Source organism: Rosettibacter firmus, assembly GCF_036860695.1.
Lineage (GTDB): Bacteria > Bacteroidota > Ignavibacteria > Ignavibacteriales > Melioribacteraceae > Rosettibacter > Rosettibacter firmus.
In genome coordinates this window covers 671,216-689,896 of the sequence record NZ_JAYKGJ010000001.1, presented here as the reverse complement: position 1 = coordinate 689,896, position 18,681 = coordinate 671,216, and the positions used below count along the sequence as shown (strand labels likewise).

Annotated in this window: 17 protein-coding genes; all 17 read left to right on the top strand. The window is 30.4% G+C overall.

Annotated features, from left to right (window positions below; translation table 11 throughout):
- The first annotated feature begins 33 nt into the window (after positions 1 to 33).
- The 17 genes from infB to VJY38_RS02915 all read left to right on the top strand — a co-directional run bounded on the left by infB (position 34) and on the right by VJY38_RS02915 (position 18,679).
- The gene (gene infB / locus VJY38_RS02995) at positions 34 to 2,670 is read left to right on the top strand and encodes a translation initiation factor IF-2 (RefSeq protein ID WP_353679186.1); all 2,637 of its coding nucleotides are present in this window, start codon (positions 34 to 36) and stop codon (positions 2,668 to 2,670) included.
- Complete coding sequence (gene rbfA / locus VJY38_RS02990; RefSeq protein WP_353679185.1) at positions 2,670 to 3,032, top strand: 30S ribosome-binding factor RbfA; 363 nt, start codon at positions 2,670 to 2,672, stop codon at positions 3,030 to 3,032. Before infB ends, rbfA begins: the two co-directional genes overlap by 1 nt.
- Positions 3,001 to 3,720: a tRNA pseudouridine(55) synthase TruB gene (gene truB, locus VJY38_RS02985; RefSeq protein WP_353679184.1), complete on the top strand. Its 720-nt coding sequence runs from the start codon at positions 3,001 to 3,003 to the stop codon at positions 3,718 to 3,720. Before rbfA ends, truB begins: the two co-directional genes overlap by 32 nt.
- Positions 3,721 to 3,732: 12 nt before the next feature.
- Positions 3,733 to 4,662, top strand: coding sequence for a bifunctional riboflavin kinase/FAD synthetase (locus VJY38_RS02980; protein ID WP_353679183.1), 930 nt, complete (start codon positions 3,733 to 3,735; stop codon positions 4,660 to 4,662).
- Positions 4,663 to 4,712: 50 nt separating this feature from the next.
- Positions 4,713 to 4,982: a 30S ribosomal protein S15 gene (rpsO, locus tag VJY38_RS02975; RefSeq protein ID WP_353679182.1), complete on the top strand. Its 270-nt coding sequence runs from the start codon at positions 4,713 to 4,715 to the stop codon at positions 4,980 to 4,982.
- Positions 4,983 to 4,995: 13 nt separating this feature from the next.
- On the top strand, positions 4,996 to 7,098 hold the full coding sequence (gene pnp, locus VJY38_RS02970) for a polyribonucleotide nucleotidyltransferase (protein WP_353679181.1): 2,103 nt from the start codon (positions 4,996 to 4,998) through the stop codon (positions 7,096 to 7,098).
- A gap of 80 nt (positions 7,099 to 7,178) precedes the next feature.
- Complete coding sequence (dusB, locus tag VJY38_RS02965; RefSeq protein ID WP_353679180.1) at positions 7,179 to 8,243, top strand: tRNA dihydrouridine synthase DusB; 1,065 nt, start codon at positions 7,179 to 7,181, stop codon at positions 8,241 to 8,243.
- Positions 8,244 to 8,257: 14 nt separating this feature from the next.
- On the top strand, positions 8,258 to 9,862 hold the full coding sequence (locus tag VJY38_RS02960) for an Rne/Rng family ribonuclease (protein WP_353679179.1): 1,605 nt from the start codon (positions 8,258 to 8,260) through the stop codon (positions 9,860 to 9,862).
- 126 nt (positions 9,863 to 9,988) lie between these two features.
- Positions 9,989 to 10,636: a fructose-6-phosphate aldolase gene (gene fsa, locus VJY38_RS02955; RefSeq protein WP_353679178.1), complete on the top strand. Its 648-nt coding sequence runs from the start codon at positions 9,989 to 9,991 to the stop codon at positions 10,634 to 10,636.
- A gap of 2 nt (positions 10,637 to 10,638) precedes the next feature.
- Positions 10,639 to 11,721, top strand: coding sequence for a glycine cleavage system aminomethyltransferase GcvT (gene gcvT, locus VJY38_RS02950; protein ID WP_353679177.1), 1,083 nt, complete (start codon positions 10,639 to 10,641; stop codon positions 11,719 to 11,721).
- Between the two features lies 1 nt (position 11,722).
- Positions 11,723 to 12,442 carry a 2-phosphosulfolactate phosphatase gene (locus tag VJY38_RS02945; protein WP_353679176.1) on the top strand — a complete coding sequence of 240 codons (720 nt, stop codon included), beginning with the start codon at positions 11,723 to 11,725 and terminating at the stop codon, positions 12,440 to 12,442.
- Positions 12,443 to 12,460: 18 nt separating this feature from the next.
- Positions 12,461 to 14,899, top strand: a complete 2,439-nt coding sequence (locus tag VJY38_RS02940) for a DNA translocase FtsK (protein WP_353679175.1) — start codon at positions 12,461 to 12,463, stop codon at positions 14,897 to 14,899.
- Positions 14,896 to 15,501: a LolA family protein gene (locus VJY38_RS02935; protein WP_353679174.1), complete on the top strand. Its 606-nt coding sequence runs from the start codon at positions 14,896 to 14,898 to the stop codon at positions 15,499 to 15,501. The genes VJY38_RS02940 and VJY38_RS02935 overlap by 4 nt, the downstream gene beginning before the upstream one ends.
- Positions 15,485 to 16,558 carry a lysylphosphatidylglycerol synthase transmembrane domain-containing protein gene (locus tag VJY38_RS02930; protein ID WP_353679173.1) on the top strand — a complete coding sequence of 358 codons (1,074 nt, stop codon included), beginning with the start codon at positions 15,485 to 15,487 and terminating at the stop codon, positions 16,556 to 16,558. Before VJY38_RS02935 ends, VJY38_RS02930 begins: the two co-directional genes overlap by 17 nt.
- Positions 16,555 to 17,196, top strand: coding sequence for a hypothetical protein (locus VJY38_RS02925; RefSeq protein WP_353679172.1), 642 nt, complete (start codon positions 16,555 to 16,557; stop codon positions 17,194 to 17,196). Before VJY38_RS02930 ends, VJY38_RS02925 begins: the two co-directional genes overlap by 4 nt.
- A gap of 9 nt (positions 17,197 to 17,205) precedes the next feature.
- On the top strand, positions 17,206 to 18,054 hold the full coding sequence (gene uppP / locus VJY38_RS02920; protein ID WP_353679171.1) for an undecaprenyl-diphosphatase UppP: 849 nt from the start codon (positions 17,206 to 17,208) through the stop codon (positions 18,052 to 18,054).
- A gap of 7 nt (positions 18,055 to 18,061) precedes the next feature.
- The gene (locus tag VJY38_RS02915) at positions 18,062 to 18,679 is read left to right on the top strand and encodes a peptidylprolyl isomerase (protein ID WP_353679170.1); all 618 of its coding nucleotides are present in this window, start codon (positions 18,062 to 18,064) and stop codon (positions 18,677 to 18,679) included.
- Positions 18,680 to 18,681 lie beyond the last annotated feature (2 nt).

The window sequence follows — 18,681 nt, the reverse complement described above, 5'->3', positions numbered from 1 at the left end:
TCTTTTGAATTATACAAAAAATTAGGTAATCAAATGCCAGATATAGTAAAAGAAAAAAAAATACGAATTTACAAGTTTGCAGCAGAGTATAATCTTTCGACAGATACTATTATAGAATTTCTTCAGAAAAAAGGTTATGAGGTTAAATCTCATATGACCCTTTTAACTGAAGAAATGGAAAATGATATACGCGCTCATTTTAAAAAAGATATTGAAAAAGCTGAAAAACATTATAAAAAAATATCGGAATTCCAGAAAAAAAGAATTGAAGTCGAACCCGAACATCCTATAGAAACTAAACCAGAAGAAAAAATAATTGAAGATAAGTCTGTAGAAAAGCAAGAAGAATCTAAAGTAGAAGAAAAATCCGTCGAAGTTGATAAAGAAGAAGCTAAAATCGTACAAGTATCCGAAGAGATCAAACAACAAACCGAAGAGACACTTGTTACAGAAACACAGCAACCAGTAGAAGAAAAAAATCGCGACGAAGAAGCTGAAACATTCAGAACAGAAACCGAACTTGAATTAGAAGCAAAGAAAAAAGGTTTAACTATAGTTGGTAAAATCGATCTTGAAAAGAAAGAAAAAGCAGAAGTAACAAAACAACCCGAAGCAGTTACTCAGGAAGTTGCTGAAGAAGAAGAAACTAAAAAGAAAAAGAAGAAAAAGAAAAAAATTCTAAAAGCTAAAAAGAAAGGAAAGGTTGGAGAAGAAGGAGTAGATGAGGTTGTTTCTAAAAAGAAGAGAAAAATAAAAAGACTTGAAATTGATAAACGCGAAGTAGAAGAAGCAATCAAAAGAACAATGCTTAGTCTCGATGAATCTGCATTAAGTGAGCGAGCTTTAATTAGAAAGAAAAAGAGAAAAGAAAAACAGGAACAGCAAGAAAGATTGCTTGAACAAAAACAACTTGAACAAAAGAAAATAAAAGTTACAGAATTTATTGCAGTTGGCGAACTTGCTAATTTGATGGGAGTACCAGTTAGTGAAGTAATACAAAAATGTATTAATCTTGGATTGATGGTTTCAATAAATCAAAGATTGGATGTTGAAACAATTACACTTATTGCAGCCGACTTTGGTTATGAAATAGAATTGCAGGATGAATATAAAGCAGATATTGATGCAGATATTCCTGATCCAGAAGATAAATTAAAACCTCGTCCCCCTGTTGTAACAATTATGGGACATGTTGATCATGGTAAAACTTCATTACTGGATTTTATTAGAAATACAAATGTAGTAGCAGGCGAGGCTGGTGGAATAACACAACATATTGGTGCTTATAAAGTTGTACTCGATAATGGTAAAGAAATTACATTTCTTGATACTCCAGGTCACGAAGCATTTACGGCTATGCGAGCACGTGGTGCTAAGGTAACAGATATTGTTGTACTTGTCGTTGCAGCAGACGATGCTGTAATGCCACAAACTGTTGAAGCTATAAATCATGCTCAAGCTGCAAATGTACCTATTATTGTTGCCATTAATAAAATTGATAAACCTAATGCTAACGTTGAAAAAATAAAACAACAATTGGCAGAAAGAAATGTTCTGGTTGAAGATTGGGGAGGCAAATATCAATGTGTTGAAATATCTGCTAAATTAGGAAAGAATGTTGACCTGCTTCTCGAAAAAATTATTCTCGAAGCTGAAATGCTTGAATTAAAAGCAAATCCAGATAGATTAGCTCGAGGTACAATTATCGAAGCTCAATTAGATAAAGGAAGAGGTATAACTGCAACAGTATTGGTTCAAAAAGGAACATTAAAAATTGGTGACCCCTTTATTGCAGGTATTGTTTACGGAAGAGTTCGTGCAATGTTTGATGAAAGAGGCAATAAAGTTATGAGTGCTGGTCCTTCAACTCCAGTTTTAGTATTAGGATTTGAAGCTGCACCACAAGCTGGTGATATTTTTATTGTTGTTGAATCGGAACGAGAGGCTCGCGAAATTAGTATTAAACGTCAACAACTTAAAAGAGAACAGGATCAACGTCAGGTTAGACTAATTACTCTTGATGAAATTGCCAATCAAATTAGTCGAGGTGGAGTTAAAGAATTACCCATTATTGTTAAAGGTGATGTGGATGGTTCGGTAGAAGCTCTATCCGATGCTCTTATGAAATTATCTAATGATGAAGTTAATGTACGAGTAATTCATAAAGGAGTTGGTGCAATTTCAGAAGGGGATGTTCTTTTAGCAGCTGCATCCCGTGCTATTATCATAGGTTTTCATGTGAGACCAAATTCTAATGCAAGAAAATTAGCAGAAACAGAAAAAGTTGAAATTAGATTATACAATATTATTTATGATGCTATCAATGCTGTTAAATCTGCTTTAGAAGGAATGCTTTCACCAGTTATATCAGAAGAATTGGTTGGTACTGCAGAAGTACGCCAGATCTTTAAAGTACCAAAAGTTGGTACAGTAGCAGGATGCTATGTTCAGGATGGTAAAATTATTCGAAATAATAAAATTCGACTCATTCGCGATGGAATCGTAATTTATGAAGGTCAACTCGAATCCCTGAAAAGATTTAAAGATGATGTACGCGAAGTAGAAAAAGGTTTTGAGTGTGGTATGAGTATAGCAAACTTTAATGATATAAAAGTAGGCGATATTATTGAATCTTATAAAATTGTTGAAACAAAGAAAAAGTTAGAATAATGCCATCGTACAGAATAGAAAGAGTTGCAAGCTTAATTAAAGAAGAACTGAGTTTGATTTTTCTACATAAAATTCAAGATCCTAAACTCAGTATTATTACTGTTACCAATATTAAAGTAAGTCCCGACTTACGACATACAAAAGTTTATCTTTCTGTTTACGATAAAAATAAACGTAAAGAAGTTCTTGAAAAAGTAAATGAATTAAAAGGCTGGATTCGTACACAACTTGCAGGTAGAATTCAGATAAGATTTGTACCAGAACTGGATTTCTATATTGATGATACGTTAGATTATGTTGAAAAGATTGAAGGAATTATAAAAAAGATTCATGAAAGTGATAACAAAAAAAATATCGAATGATTATGTCCCTAACTTTCAGGAAGGAGAAATTATTCTTATTAATAAACCATTAAAAAAGACTTCTTTTGATGTTGTTCATAAAATTAGAAAAGCAGTTAATGTAAAAAAAGTGGGACATGCTGGAACACTCGACCCAATGGCAACAGGATTGTTAATTGTATGTACGGGAAAGAAAACCAAGGAGATTACAACTTTATCAAAATTAAATAAAACTTATTCTGGAATAATCTCATTAGGTAAAACAACACCATCTTTTGACCTGGAAACAGATTTTGATTCCGAAAAAGATTTTGATTATGTAACTGAAGATATGATCTATAAAGTGCGTGATACTTTTCTGGGTTTAATAGAACAAATTCCACCAATGTATTCTGCAATTAAAAAAAATGGAAAAGCACTTTATAAATTAGCACGCAAAGGTATTGAAGTAGAAAGAGAACCAAGAAAAATTTTTATATATAAATTTGATATTAATAAAATTGATTTACCCGATATTTATTTTGAAATTACATGTTCTTCGGGTACTTATATTCGAGTTATAGCAAAAGACTTTGGTGATAAACTTGGTTGTGGTGCTTATTTGAAAGCTTTACGAAGAACTCAGATTGGTGATTATTGCATCGAAGATGCATTCGAAATAAATGAATTCTTTGATTACTTAAAATCACTTTCTTTTTCTGTAAATTGAAAGATGTATTAAATGAAAGTTTATAAAGATATATCAGAATTTAAAAAAGATAAAATAACAGCAATTACTGTTGGAAGTTTTGATGGATTACATATTGGACATCAAAAAATTTTAAAAAAGTTATTAGAAATTACCAATCAAATTAATGGAACAAGTGTTCTTTTAACTTTTGATCCGCATCCAAGAATGGTAATTTCAAAAAATTTTGATTTTAAAATTCTAACAACTCTTGAAGAGAAAATATCTTTACTTGAAAAATATGGCATCGAAAATCTTATTATACAGAATTTTACAAAAGAGTTTTCGAATATATCATCAGATGATTTTATTAAAAAAATTCTGGTTGACAAAATTGGTATATCTCATATAATAATTGGACATGATCATAAATTTGGTAAAGATAGATTGGGAGACGAAAAGAAATTAAAAGAATTAGGCGACATTTATAATTTTAATGTAACATCTGTTGAAGCTGAAATTATAGATGGACAGATTGTAAGTAGTACAAAAATTCGAAAAGCTTTAATGGAAGGTGATATAGAAAAAGTTAATTTGTTTCTGGGAAGAAATTACTCTATTATTGGTAAAGTTGTTGAAGGAGCTAAACGTGGAAAAATGCTTGGTTTTCCAACTGCAAACATACAACTAAATGATTCTAATAAAGCTATACCTGCAGGAGGAGTTTATGCTGTTAATGTAAAGCTAAGAGATCAAAATTATTCTGGAATAATGAACATTGGAAAAAGACCAACTTTTGAAAGTAATAATCATACAGTACTCGAAGTAAATCTTTTTGATTTTAATGATAATATTTACAATGAAATAATTCAGGTTGATTTTATTAAAAGAATTCGTGATGAGAAAAAATTTGAATCAAAAGATGAATTGATAAATCAAATTAAATATGATATACAAAAAGCAAAAGAAATCTTAACTAATTAATCCTGGTTAATTCTGGGATTATATTATTAAACAAAATAAAGGAGTAAAACATGTCAATTTCAAAAGAAAGGAAACTTGAACTAATTAAAAAATATGGTAAGAACGAAAAAGATAGTGGTACACCAGAAGTTCAGATAGCAATTTTAACTGAACGAATCAATAATCTTACAGCTCACTTCGAAGCTCACAAGAAAGATCATGCATCCCGAAGAGGATTAATGCAAATGGTGGGAAAAAGAAGAAGATTACTTGATTATCTAATGAAGAAAGATATTGAAAGATATCGTAATATAATTAAAGAACTAAACATCAGAAAATAGAGGTTTTAAAACCATGGTATATACAAAAGAAGTACAAATTGGCAAGCACAAATTGATATTTGAAACAGGTAAATTAGCCAAACAGGCTAATGGTGCCGTCATGGTTCGCTATGGCGATACAATGGTGCTTGTAACTGCAGTAATGGGTGATGTTAGAGATGATATAGACTTTTTCCCTCTTAATGTTGAATATCGCGAAAAATCATTTGCTGCCGGAAAAATTCCCGGAGGTTTTATAAAACGCGAAGGGAAACCGAGTGAAAAAGAAATTTTAAGTGCAAGATTAATTGATAGACCTATTCGACCATTGTTCCCGGATAACTTTTTTAACGATACTCAAATTGTTGCCTTTGTTTATTCATTCGACAATGAAAATGATGCTGATGTAATTGCTGCTTGCGGTGCTTCGGCTGCATTGGTGATTTCTGATATTCCATTTCTTGAACCAATTGGTGAAGTGAGAGTTGGTAGAATTAATGGTGAATTCATTATTAACCCAACTTTACAACAAATTGAAGAAAGTGATCTCGAATTGGTTGTTGCTGGTACGGAAAGCTCGATTATGATGGTAGAAGGTGAAGCAAAGGAAATTAGTGAAGAAGATATGCTTAATGCACTAAAATTTGCTCATGTCGAAATTAAAAAAATTGTTCAGGCTCAAAAAGAATTGAGAGAACTTTGTGGCAAACCTAAATTGGAAGTTCCACCAAAAGTAATTGACGAAAATCTTCTTAAAGATGTTAAAGAATTAGCATATGATAAAATAAAAGCTGTAGTTGCAACTGTTTTATCGAAAGAAGAACGCTCGAATAAAAATAAAGAGATCGAAGAAGAAGTATTAAATGCCCTTGCTGAAAAATATCCTGAACAGGAAAAAGTAATAAAAGAGATTCTTCATGATATCGAAAAAGAATTGATGCGTAAGAGAATTCTTCAAGAAGGTATACGACTTGATGGAAGAAAAACTAATGAGATAAGACCTATATCAATTGAACTTGGATTATTACCTCGTCCTCATGGTTCTGCTTTGTTTACTCGCGGAGAAACACAAAGCTTAACTACATTAACACTAGGTACAAAACAGGACGAACAAATTATTGATGGTCTTCAAGCAGAATTTAGAAAAAGATTTATACTTCATTATAACTTTCCTTCTTTTAGCGTTGGCGAAGTTGGTAAATATTCAGGTGTTGGAAGAAGGGAAGTTGGTCATGGTAATCTTGCAGAACGTTCTCTAAAAAATGTTATTCCATCAGAAGATAAATTTCCATACATGATTCGCCTTAACTCCGATATCCTTGAATCAAATGGTTCATCTTCTATGGCTACTGTTTGTGCTGGTTCTTTAGCTCTTATGGATGGTGGAGTTCCTATTAAAACTGCTATTGCTGGAATTGCAATGGGACTTGTAAAAGAAGGTGATCAATATGCAATACTTTCTGATATTTTAGGCAACGAAGATCATTTAGGCGATATGGATTTTAAAGTTGCAGGTTCCGAAAAAGGAATTACTGGATTTCAAATGGATATTAAAATTCAGGGTATTTCTTATGAGATTATGGAAAAAGCATTACAACAGGCAAAAGAAGGTAGATTGCATATTCTTAAAATTATGAATCAAGCAATTTCGGAACCACGACCTCATATTTCTATTTATGCACCTACACTTCTTTCAACAAAAATTCCTACAGATAAAATTGGTGCTGTTATTGGTCCAGGTGGAAAGATTATCCAAAAAATTCAAAAAGATTATAATGTAGAAATTGTTATTGATGAAGATGGAACGGTTAATATTTCTGGTCAGGATGCTAAACAGGCAAGAGAAGCAAAAGAATATATAAAATGGTTAACCGCTGAACCTGAAGTGGGTAAAAATTATAATGGTAAAGTTGTTCGTGTTGCAGACTTTGGTGCCTTTGTAGAAATTTTACCAGGTGTTCAAGGATTATTACACATTTCACAAATCGATAATAAAAAAATTGAAAAAGTATCGGATGTTTTAAAGGAAGGTGATACAATCAGAGTTAAACTTCTTAGCATTGATGGAAATAAATATTCTTTATCACGAAAAGCATTATTAAAAGAAAAAGAAGATTCAAATTCAGAAGAAAAATGATTCACAAATAATTAACATAACACATCCTTGTTTTTTGAAGGAAAGATTTTGAATATTATTGAACTATTTTGATTTGTTAGATGAAAATTGGAAATGTTGATATTGGCAAAAAACTTTTTCTTGCACCAATGGCAGAAATTACAGATTCATCCTTCAGAAGAATTTGTAAAGAGCATGGTGCAGGTTTTACTTTTACTCAAATGGTTAGTGCTGCAGGAGTTATTAAAAATAACTTTTTTACACTTCGAAATCTTTCCTTCCATAAATCCGAAAAACCAATTGGCGTTCAATTGCTCGGGAATGATCCTGTAATAATTGGCGATGCTGTAAAAGAAATTTCCAGTTTTAAACCTGATTTAATTGATTTAAACTGTGGTTGTCCTGTTCAAAAGGTTACTGCTAATTTTATGGGTGCTGCTTTACTGGACGATCCAAATGTAATTGGGAAACTTGTATTAAGTATGGTAAAATCATCAAATGGAATTCCAATCTCTGTAAAAATTCGGCTGGGTAGAAATAAAAAAAATATAAATGTTATTGATGTTGCAAAAGCAGTCGAAGATAATGGAGGTTCTTTGATCTTTATTCATGCCAGAACAAGAGATGAAAAATATGATACAGAACCCCACTGGCAGTGGATAAAAAAAGTCAAAGAAACTGTAAAAATACCTGTTGTAGGCAATGGTTCCCTTTTTTATCCCGATGATATTAAAAAAATGATTGATGAGACAAATTGCGATTCTGCTATGATTGCACGTGGAGCAATTGGAAATCCATTCATCTTTGAAAGATATAATTCAATTATAGAAACAGGAATTGATCCAGGAGAACCTTCTGTTGAATACATAAAAAATGTTTTATTAAGACAAATAAATTTGCTTGAAGAAGAATATGGTGAATATAATTGTCTTGATAAAGTAAAGAAAAATATTATCTGGTATTTCAGAAATTTTGAAGGAATTCAAATATTGATGGAAAAAGTTTTTTCCCAAAAAGATCTGGCTTCATTAAAATTATTAGTTGATGAACATGTAGAGAAAATTCAGTCTAATTTTTATAAAATTCAGGATAGTGATTATATAAATTCAAAATTCAAGAAAAAAGTATTATTCTGGTTAGAAAATGATTATGAAGAGATACAATAAATAAAGAGTTTTAGATGAATAAAGAAATTATAATTAGTTCTTCCACAACACAGAATAGAGTAGCAATCACCGAAGATGGAAGCCTTGTCGATTTTTTTGTTGAAAACCCAGAAAAACAAAGAATGGTTGGCGATATCTATCTTGGAAGAGTTGCAAGAGTTTTACCTGGAATTAGAGCAGCTTTCATCGATATTGGTTTGAAACATGATGCATTTCTGCACTTCTCAGATATTGGAGAACGCACAGAAGCTCTCCAGGGTATTTTTGATGATGACGAACCCGATGACGATGATGATAGTAACCAACCAGAAAATAATGGTTTCTCTTCGGTAGTAACAGAATCGCAATTAGATGAAAATAAAAAAGATGTAAAAACTATTGTTAGAGAACGTACTATCCCAAAATTGAAAAAAGGACAGGAAATTCTTGTCCAAATTCTTAAAGAACCTGTAAAAGATAAAGGTGTTCGTGTTACTTCTTCTGTATCTATCCCGGGTAGATTTTGTGTGCTCCTTCCAATGGATAATAAAATTGGTGTGTCAAAAAAGATTACAGATATTCGAGAAAGAAAAAGATTAAGAAGAATTGCAAGAAGTATTATTCCAGAAAATTGCGGTCTTATTATTCGTACTGCTGCTAAAGATCAGGACGAAGAAACTCTTGCCGGTGATTTAAAATATCTTGTGAAGATATGGGAAGATATTCAAGAAGATGCTAAAAAACTTGAACCCCCGGCAATTCTTTATAAAGATTTGAGTACTACAATCAGTGTTATACGGGATCTATTCACTCCAGATGTTTCAAAAGTATTTGTTGATTCAAAAAAATTATGGAAAGAAATTCGTAATTATGTACAATTTGTTCAGCCTTCTCTTCTTGATAGAATTGAACTTTATAAAGGTGAAGAGCCAATATTCGAAGCATTTAAAATTGAAGAACAAATAAAAACATTAATGGGACGCAAAGTTCCTTTGCCCAGTGGTGGTCATATAGTAATTGAACATACAGAAGCTATGACTGTAATTGATGTTAATAGTGGAAGATATGCTGCTAAAAAAGAACAGGAACTTAATTCGCTTAAAACAGATCTGGAAGCTGCACGCGAAATTGTTCGACAATTAAGATTACGTGATATTGGTGGTTTGATTGTAGTAGATTTCATAGATCTCGAAGATGAAAAAAACAGAAAAAAAATTTATGATGAACTAAAAAAAGAATTTAAAAAAGATCGTGCAAAAACTGCATTACTTCCAATGACCGAATTTGGATTAATGCAAATAACAAGAGAAAGAGTAAGAGAAAATATAGTACAATCACTAACAGAAGTTTGTCCTTATTGTCAAGGAACAGGTTTATTAACTAAAAAATCCAATGTTATTCACGAAATAGAAAAATGGCTTCAAAGATATAGATTAGAGGGAAAACATAAATTTCTCAAGCTTATAGTGCATCCTTCTCTGGGCGAAAAATTAAAAGAAGGATTTATTTCAACACTTACTAAAATTCAATTTAAATATTTCGTTCGTTTGAAATTAGTAAAAGATGAAAAAATGGATCCATCATCTTTCAGAATAGTTGTTTCAAGAACTGGAGAAGATATTACAGAAAACTTTGCATAAACTTTTATATAATACATTTTCGATGAAAAATTATTTAATAATATGTAAATAAAGATTATTTACTGTTAATCAATTTTAGTAATTTTTCGATAAGAATATTTTAAATATTTGTATGGGAGATAAGAGATGAAATTTTTTATAGATTCAGCAAACATTAATCATATTAAAGAAGCAGCTTCTTATGGTTTATTAGATGGTGTAACTACAAATCCAACACTTGTAGCTAAAGAAGGAAAAAATTTTAGAGAATTATTAGAAGAAATTGTAAAAATTGTTGACGGTCCAATTAGTGCAGAAGTAATTGCTACAGATTATGAAGGTATTCTTAAAGAAGCAAGAGAACTTTCTAAAATTCATAGAAATATTGTTGTAAAAATTCCTTTAATTAAAGAAGGAATAAAAGCAGTTAAAACACTCTCTTCCGAAGGAATAAAAACTAATGTAACATTGTGTTTTTCTCCTTCTCAAGCAATCCTTGCAGCAAAAGCAGGTGCAACTTATGTAAGTCCTTTTGTTGGTAGACTGGATGATATCAGTCACGAAGGAATGGCTTTAATTGCTCAGATTATTCAAATCTATAAAAATTATGATTTTAAAACTGAAGTTATAGTTGCAAGTATACGACATCCTTTACATGTTGTAGAAGCTGCAATGATGGGAGCTCACATTGCTACAATGCCTTTCGATGTTATTGAAAAACTTTTTAAACATCCATTAACAGATATTGGCTTAGAAAAATTTTTGTCAGACTGGAAAAAACTTAATCAATCATAAATATGAAAAAAACAAAATTCTATTCCATTCATGAAAAACTTGGAGCCAGGATAGTAGAGTTTGCCGGGTTCTATATGCCTATTCAATATTCATCTATTATTGCCGAACATAAAGCTGTTCGTTCAGCTGTTGGAGTTTTTGATGTATCTCATATGGGAGAAATATTTGTTCGCGGAAAAAATGCTCTGGACTTTGTTCAACATATAACAATTAATGATGCTTCAATTTTAAAAAATGGTAGAGTTCAATATTCTGCTATGTGTTATCCAGATGGTGGAATTGTTGATGATTTACTCGTTTACAAATTAAACGATGATGAATTTATGTTTGTTGTTAATGCATCGAATAAAGATAAAGATTATCAATGGATGATTAGCAATAATATTTTTGATGTGGAAATTACTGATGAGAGCGATGATTATTCTTTACTTGCTGTTCAGGGACCAAAATCAAAAGATGTAATTCAAAAAATTTGTGATAGACCACTTGATCTGGAATATTACCACTTCTTTTTTGCTAAAGTTGCTGGTGTCAATATGATTGTTTCTCGAACAGGATATACCGGAGAACTGGGTTTTGAGTTGTATTTTAAAGGTGATGAAAATACAGCAACAAAAGTATGGAATGAATTATTTGAAGCAGGGAAATATGAAAATATTACACCTGCTGGATTAGGAGCAAGAGATTCTTTAAGATTGGAAATGGGATATTGTTTATATGGAAATGATATTAACGAAACTACAAATCCTCTTGAAGCTAATCTTGGCTGGATTACAAAACTCAAAAAGAATTCTTTTATTGGAAAAGAATCTCTTTTGAAGATAAAAGAAGAAGGATTAAAAAGAAAATTAGTCCCGTTAATTTCAGAAGAAAAAGCATTTCCACGTCATGGTTACGATTTAGTTGCAGATGGTAAAAAAGTTGGAGAGATTACAAGTGGTACTGTGAGCCCGATACTTGAAAAAGCAATTGCACTTGGTTATGTTTCTATTGATTATGCAAAAGAAGGAACTCAAATTAACTTTTTAATTAGAGGAAAAGAAATACCTGCATATATTACTAAATTACCATTTGTGAAGAACTAATATGAAAATCAATGTATTGTTTTCAAACATATTTTTAGATGAACTTTATTTTACTGGTAAAACTACAGTAATTATTGATGTATTAAGAGCATCCTCAGTTATTACAACTGCATTATCTAATGGTGCTCGAGAAATCGTTCCAGTAAGTACATTAGATTTTGCAATGAAAATTTCGAGCGATGCATTTAAAAGTCAAACATTACTTTGTGGTGAAAGAAATACCAGAATGGTCGAAGGATTTAATCTTGGGAATTCACCACTTGAATATAAACCTGAGATAGTTGCTGGTAAATCAATAATTTTATATACCACGAATGGTAGTAAAAGTATTGTAAAAGCAAAATTCTCGGAAAATTTATTTATTGGATGTTTTCTTAATTTACCTGCATTAGCTCGGCATTTAATGAATCTCAATCTTGATTTTGAAATAGTATGTGCCGGTACAAATGGATTATTTAATCTGGAAGATGCAGTTTGTGCGGGTATGTTAATAAATGAAATTCAAACTCAATTATCAGACATTCAGCTTTCAGATTCAGCAGTAGCAAGTGTAATTTTAAGCAAACAACTAAATAAAAATTTATATAGCTTTTTATGCGAAACAGAACATGGAAAATTATTGATTGAAAATGGATTCCTTGATGATATAATTGAGTGTTCGAAATATGGTATTACAGATGTAATTCCTTATTTTGTATCTGGTGCAATTAAGAGACTATAAAAATTCAATCTGAAGAGAATGTCTAATAAAAAGAGTAAATCTGTTAATAGCGATAAGGAATTTTTTGTTATCTCTCCCAAGAAAAAGAAAAAAATTCTGGGTATACTATTTATAGTATTTGCTCTTCTAATTTTTTTAAGTATACTTTCTTATTCACGCTATGACGATGCTTTTTTTTCTTATCGATTCACAGACCTGTTTAATATCTTCTTTGCAAATCCTGAATTAAAAGAGAAAGCAGCTAACACACATAATTGGCTTGGAATTTTTGGTGCATACATTTCTAACTTTTTTATTCATGCAACACTTGGGTATTTCTCTTTAATTTTTCCTGTAATTCTTTTTATATGGGGATATACAATATTAAGAAGTAATGATTTCAAATTAGCTATCTATTTTACCAATTTTTTTCTGGTAATTGGAATTCTACTATCTTCATTCTTTGGAGTTCTTCGCAATGCAAAAGAATTTAAATTATTAAAAGATTATTATGAATTATCTGGAAATGTTGGTGATTATATTGGAATTGCCTTCAGTAATTTAATGGGCGGTTTAGGCAGTATTATATTTTTATCAGCTGGTATATTGATAACTTTAATAATCTCATTTGATGTGCGATTCAGTCCATTACTTGATTTTTTAAAAAGTTTCTTTGAAAAGGAAATTAAAGAAAAAGAAGAACTCGAAGAAATTTCTGATAATACAATTAAAATAAAAAGTGTTAATGCAGAAGTAATTTATGATGATAAAGAATTAGATAATGATGCTGAACTGGATAAACAGAAGAAAACTGAAACTAAAATAAGAATTATTAAGAAAGATGATGAAACAAAAATTTATGAGCCAGAAGAATTTCCAGCAAAACATAAGAAGAGTGAAATACAAAAAGTTGAAAAACCTAAAGTTGAAGAAGAACTTATAAAAATAGATAAAGAAAAAGAAGCTGAACTTCCTGATCAATGGAATGAAGAAATTGATTATACACCTCCCAGTTTAGATTTATTAATTACACCAGACGACGAAGAATTTAAAATTCACGAAAGTGAATTAAAAAGAAATGCTCAGCTCTTAAAAGAAAAGCTTTCACTTTTTGATATCGAAATAGAAGACATTACAGTTACACCCGGTCCAGTTGTAACTCTTTATGAAATTGTACCTGCACCTGGAGTAAAAATTAGCAGAATTGTTAGTCTTGAACATGATATTGCTCTGGCTCTTGCTGCACGAGGAATTAGAATTATAGCACCAATACCTGGTAAAAGTGCAATAGGTGTAGAAATTCCAAATGCCGAAGCATCTTTAGTCCGTGCAAAATCTGTGATTAGCAAATTGAAAGATACAAAAGCTGAACTTCCACTTGCACTTGGCAAAACAATATCTGGCGAAGTTTATATAACTGATTTAGCAAAGATGCCTCATTTGCTTATCGCTGGTTCGACTGGTTCTGGTAAAAGTGTTGGTATTAATATGATTATTCACAGTTTAATTTATTCGAAACATCCTTCTGATGTTAAGTTTGTAATATTTGACCCCAAAAAAATTGAACTGTCTTTCTATAGAAAATTAAGCAGACATTTCTTAGCAGTATCACCTGATCTGGAAGAAGAAATTATAACAACACCAACGAATGCATTGCTTGCTCTCAAAGCAGTTGAATATGAAATGGAAAAACGTTACGATAAACTTGCTAAAGCAGGTGTAAGAAATATTGTTGACTACAATAGAAAAGTTTTAAATCCTAAAACTCGTCCACACGATACAGAAGAGATTAAACATCACAAATTACCATATATTATAGTTATAATTGATGAACTTGCAGATTTGATGATGACTTCTGGAAAAGAAGTTGAAGAACCAATTGCTCGTTTAGCACAACTTGCACGAGCTGTAGGTATTCATTTGATCCTTGCAACACAAAGACCTTCTGTAAATGTTATAACAGGTGTGATCAAAGCTAATTTTAGTGCAAGAATTGCTTATCAAGTTGCAACAAAAATTGATTCCAGAACTATTCTCGATATGAATGGTGCTGAGCAATTACTTGGTAGTGGTGATATGTTATTTTTACCAGCGGGTATGCCAAAACCAATTCGTATTCAAAATGCATTTATTACTACCGAAGAAATTGAAAGAGTAACTAATTTTATCTATCAACAAAAAGGATATTCTAAGAGATATTTTCTTCCTTCTATTTATGAAAAAAAGAAAGCTGAAATGAATAATTTCTTATCTGACCTGGATCCAATGTTCGAAGAAGCAGCAAGAATTGTTGTTCGTCATCAACAGGGGTCGGTGTCGTTATTGCAGAGAAAACTTAAATTAGGTTATTCCCGCGCGGCAAGAATAATAGATCAACTTGAACAGGCAGGTATAGTTGGACCAGCCGAAGGAAGCAAAGCCCGCGAAGTAATTGTCGAAAACGAAGAACAACTCGAAACAATATTAAGATCGCTATGAAGCAGATTATTATTCTGTTATTAACAGCAAATATTTTATTTGCTCAAATTGGAACTGAAACATTAAGAAAAATTCAGAATAAGTTTAATACTATATCAGATTTTACCGCAAGTTTTATTCAGTATGATTGCACATCTTCAATGAAAAACTCATCTGCTATTCAGGGAAAGATTTTGTATAAGAAGAAAAATAAATTTATAGTGGAGTTGAAAAATCAAGTAATAATTTCGAATGGAGAAATTATCTGGAATTATAATAAGAAACAAAAACAAGTAATTATAAGTAATTTAAATGATGAACCTAATACATATTCAATTGAAAAGATTATTTATAATTATCCATCGTTATGTAACATCAGGTATTTGAAAAAAGAACTTGATGAAGATGTTATTGAATTATTACCTAAAGAAGGAATGCTTGATATAAAAAACATAAAAATATGGAAGGATAAGAATGATTTTATTTCAAAATTAGAGATTACTGATATAGGAGATATGTGTTATAGAATTCATTTTAAAGACATTTTAATCAATCAGAATATAACTGATTCAAAATTTACTTTTAATCCTCCAAAAGGAATTCACATTGTTGATCTCCGTTAAAAATAAAAATTGGTTTAAAATATTTACTGGCTACATATTACCTTTTTTACTTACAATTATTTTTTTAATTCTTGCTTTCAGAGGTATCGATCTCAAAAAATCATTTAAACTTATTATTAACACGTCGGTTGTTTGGTTAATTTTTTACATAATAATATTTTACTTCTCCCATTACATTCGTGCATTACGATGGAAATTAATGATTAAATCGGTTAAAGCAGATACTTCTTCTTTAAATTTATTTGGTGCTGTTATGATTGGATATGGTATTAACTGTGTTATTCCTCGCTTCGGAGAAATTTATAGAGGCTTATTTCTTGGCAAATGGGAAAAATTATCTCGCTCTACTATGATAGGAACTATTATAGTTGAAAGAGTAATTGATATTATTTCTTTTGGTTTAGCAACATTTTTGAGTGTCTTATTTTATACTGGTGATCTATTTAATAGAATTAACTGGCTCAAACCTACTTTGATAGTTGGATTTTTTGTTGTATCTATAATTATAACCTTACTTGTATTAATTGTGAAATACGAACAAGGGTTAACTTCTAAGTTATTCAGGTTGCTAAATAAAATTAATCCGAATTTATCAAATAAGTTTTCTGAAATATTATCAACTCTTATTGATGGATTATCCAGTATTAAAGGAGGTAAAAATATTTTTAATATTATTAGTCTTACCGTCATTATGTTTTTACTTTATGCATTTAATACATATGTGGGATTTTTGATGCTTAAAATGCATCTTATACAAAATGTAGATTTGAAAATGGCTTGGGTTTTTATGGCTATCAGTGCTTTTGGTACTTTGATTCCAACACCAGGTGGTACAGGTTCATATCATATTATCTCAATTTTTATTCTATCAAGATTATATAAATTCAATTATGAAATTAGTGCCGCATATGCAATTTTAACTCATTTTATTCAGTATTTTGTATTTGTTGTGTCAATGCCAGTTTTAATTTATATCATCAATAGATTAAGAGTAAAAAGAGGTGAACCAAAAGAAAATTTTGTTTCGGTTTTTAATCCTAATTCAGGTGATAAATGAGAAAAATATTAGTTTTATTTTTTGCGTTCCCTCTTATTATAATCGCACAATGGGATTTTAGTATATCTATGGGATTGGATTATAAGTCTACTCCCTCATATCGTGATTATATCAATTCTAATTTTTCACAATATGGTAAAAAATTATCTTCTTTTTCGAGTGCTATAAACTTTGGAAGCGAGATTAATTACAGAATAGCTGATAATACTCAATTTGGTATTGAAATAAGTTATTTGATTGATTCTTATAATGTAAATATAGGAATGAGTGGCCTTTATGAAATTTCATATTCTTTTTTAAGACCTTCTATAACAACTTATTATGTTATAAGCGGTGCAGGATATAAATTCAAATTCGGAGGTGGTTTAGGGCCACGTTTTGTGTTATTAACTGAAAATAATATTGTAAAAGTTAATTATACTGCTAAAGGTTTTGGATTACTTTTGAAAGCAGAAGGAAATACATTATTGAGTGATAATCTCTATGCAGTTATTGGATTCGATTTAAGATATGATTTTATTTCTGAGCTAAAAGATGAAAAGTCGAACAATAAAATAATAAATTACTATAATGGCAAACCTGTTAATATGACTTCTCTTTCTGCAGGAATTAAACTTGGTATAGCATACATTTTTTAAGGAGTTTTTATGAGTTTTATTGAAGCTATTATTCTTGGTATTATTCAGGGTCTTACTGAATTTTTACCAATTAGTAGTACGGGACACCTTACTGTAGCTGGTAAAATTATGAATCTTATTTCTGAATCTAATCCACAAGTATGGACTGCTTTTATTGCTGTAATTCAATTAGGTACTATGATTGCAGTCTTAATATATTTTCGAATTGATATAAAAAATATAATTAGAGATTTTTTAAAAGATAATTTATGGAGAAGGAAAAATTTTTTTGAACAATCATTTAATGCTAAGATGGGATGGTATGTTATAATTGCAACCATACCTGTTGTAGTGATTGGATTGAGTTTTAAAGATATAATTGAAGGAACTTTAACAAAAAATTTATATGTAATTTCAGCAAGCTTAATTTTGTTAGCTTTAATACTCGGTATAGCAGAAAAAACAGGAAAGTTTAAAAGAGATATGAATGAAATTAAATGGTTTGATGCATTAATAATAGGAATTGCTCAATCATTTGCATTAGTACCAGGATCTTCACGTTCGGGAACTACAATTACTGCAGGTTTATTTCTTGGATTGAATAGAGAAACTGCTGCACGTTTTTCTTTTTTAATGAGTATTCCTGCTGTTTTTGCAAGTGGTTTACTGGAATTTTATGAAACACTCAAATATCTGGAATCTATTTCTATTATTAATTTATTAATTGCTACTATTACTTCTGCATTGATTGGTTATTTATCAATTGAATTTTTATTAAAGTATCTAAGAAAAAGAACTACTTTTATTTTTATTGTGTATAGAATTTTAGCTGGCTTTTTAATTTTGTTATTAATTGGTTTTAAAATATTACAACCATAGGTGATATATGAAATATTTTAGGATGTTTTTACTTGGTATAATTTCATTAATGATATTAAACTGCACTTCTAATAATCAAAAGCAACCTGAAACTAAAAATGAAGCTAAAGATAATATTGAAGAAATGATAACTTTGAAACCAGATGAGAAATTGATTGCCGTAATGAAAACAAATATGGGAACAATAGAACTTCAACTATTCCCGAACGAAGCACCTAAAACAGTAAAAAACTTTGTGGGTTTATCTCTCAAAGGATTTTATGATGGAGTGATATTTCACAGAGTAATCAAGAATTTTATGATTCAAGGGGGTGATCCTACAGGTACTGGAATGGGTGGTGCAAGCATTTATGGTGGTCCTTTCGAAGATGAATTTTCTGTTTCTTTAAGACATGATTCTCCAGGCATACTATCTATGGCAAATGCAGGTCCAAATACAAATCAAAGTCAATTTTTTATAACTGTTGTTCCTACACCATGGCTTGATCTTAAACATACAATTTTTGGTAAGGTTATTAATGGAATGGATGTAGTTAATTCAATAAATTCAGTCCCTACAGATAAAAATGATAGACCTCTTCAGAATGTTGTTATTGAAAAAATTATAATAGAAAAACGCAGATAAAA

Excerpts from the sequence above, each read along its gene's own strand:
- rpsO (WP_353679182.1), top strand. The coding sequence starts at position 4,713 with ATGTCAATTTCAAAAGAAAGGAAACTTGAACTAATTAAAAAATATGGT.
- VJY38_RS02945 (WP_353679176.1), top strand. The coding sequence starts at position 11,723 with ATGAAAATCAATGTATTGTTTTCAAACATATTTTTAGATGAACTTTAT.
- VJY38_RS02925 (WP_353679172.1), top strand. The coding sequence starts at position 16,555 with ATGAGAAAAATATTAGTTTTATTTTTTGCGTTCCCTCTTATTATAATC.
- gcvT (WP_353679177.1), top strand. The coding sequence starts at position 10,639 with ATGAAAAAAACAAAATTCTATTCCATTCATGAAAAACTTGGAGCCAGG.
- infB (WP_353679186.1), top strand. The coding sequence starts at position 34 with ATGCCAGATATAGTAAAAGAAAAAAAAATACGAATTTACAAGTTTGCA.
- rbfA (WP_353679185.1), top strand. The coding sequence starts at position 2,670 with ATGCCATCGTACAGAATAGAAAGAGTTGCAAGCTTAATTAAAGAAGAA.
- fsa (WP_353679178.1), top strand. The coding sequence starts at position 9,989 with ATGAAATTTTTTATAGATTCAGCAAACATTAATCATATTAAAGAAGCA.
- VJY38_RS02980 (WP_353679183.1), top strand. The coding sequence starts at position 3,733 with ATGAAAGTTTATAAAGATATATCAGAATTTAAAAAAGATAAAATAACA.
- VJY38_RS02940 (WP_353679175.1), top strand. The coding sequence starts at position 12,461 with ATGTCTAATAAAAAGAGTAAATCTGTTAATAGCGATAAGGAATTTTTT.
- pnp (WP_353679181.1), top strand. The coding sequence starts at position 4,996 with ATGGTATATACAAAAGAAGTACAAATTGGCAAGCACAAATTGATATTT.
- VJY38_RS02915 (WP_353679170.1), top strand. The coding sequence starts at position 18,062 with ATGAAATATTTTAGGATGTTTTTACTTGGTATAATTTCATTAATGATA.
- VJY38_RS02935 (WP_353679174.1), top strand. The coding sequence starts at position 14,896 with ATGAAGCAGATTATTATTCTGTTATTAACAGCAAATATTTTATTTGCT.
- uppP (WP_353679171.1), top strand. The coding sequence starts at position 17,206 with ATGAGTTTTATTGAAGCTATTATTCTTGGTATTATTCAGGGTCTTACT.
- VJY38_RS02960 (WP_353679179.1), top strand. The coding sequence starts at position 8,258 with ATGAATAAAGAAATTATAATTAGTTCTTCCACAACACAGAATAGAGTA.
- dusB (WP_353679180.1), top strand. The coding sequence starts at position 7,179 with ATGAAAATTGGAAATGTTGATATTGGCAAAAAACTTTTTCTTGCACCA.
- truB (WP_353679184.1), top strand. The coding sequence starts at position 3,001 with ATGAAAGTGATAACAAAAAAAATATCGAATGATTATGTCCCTAACTTT.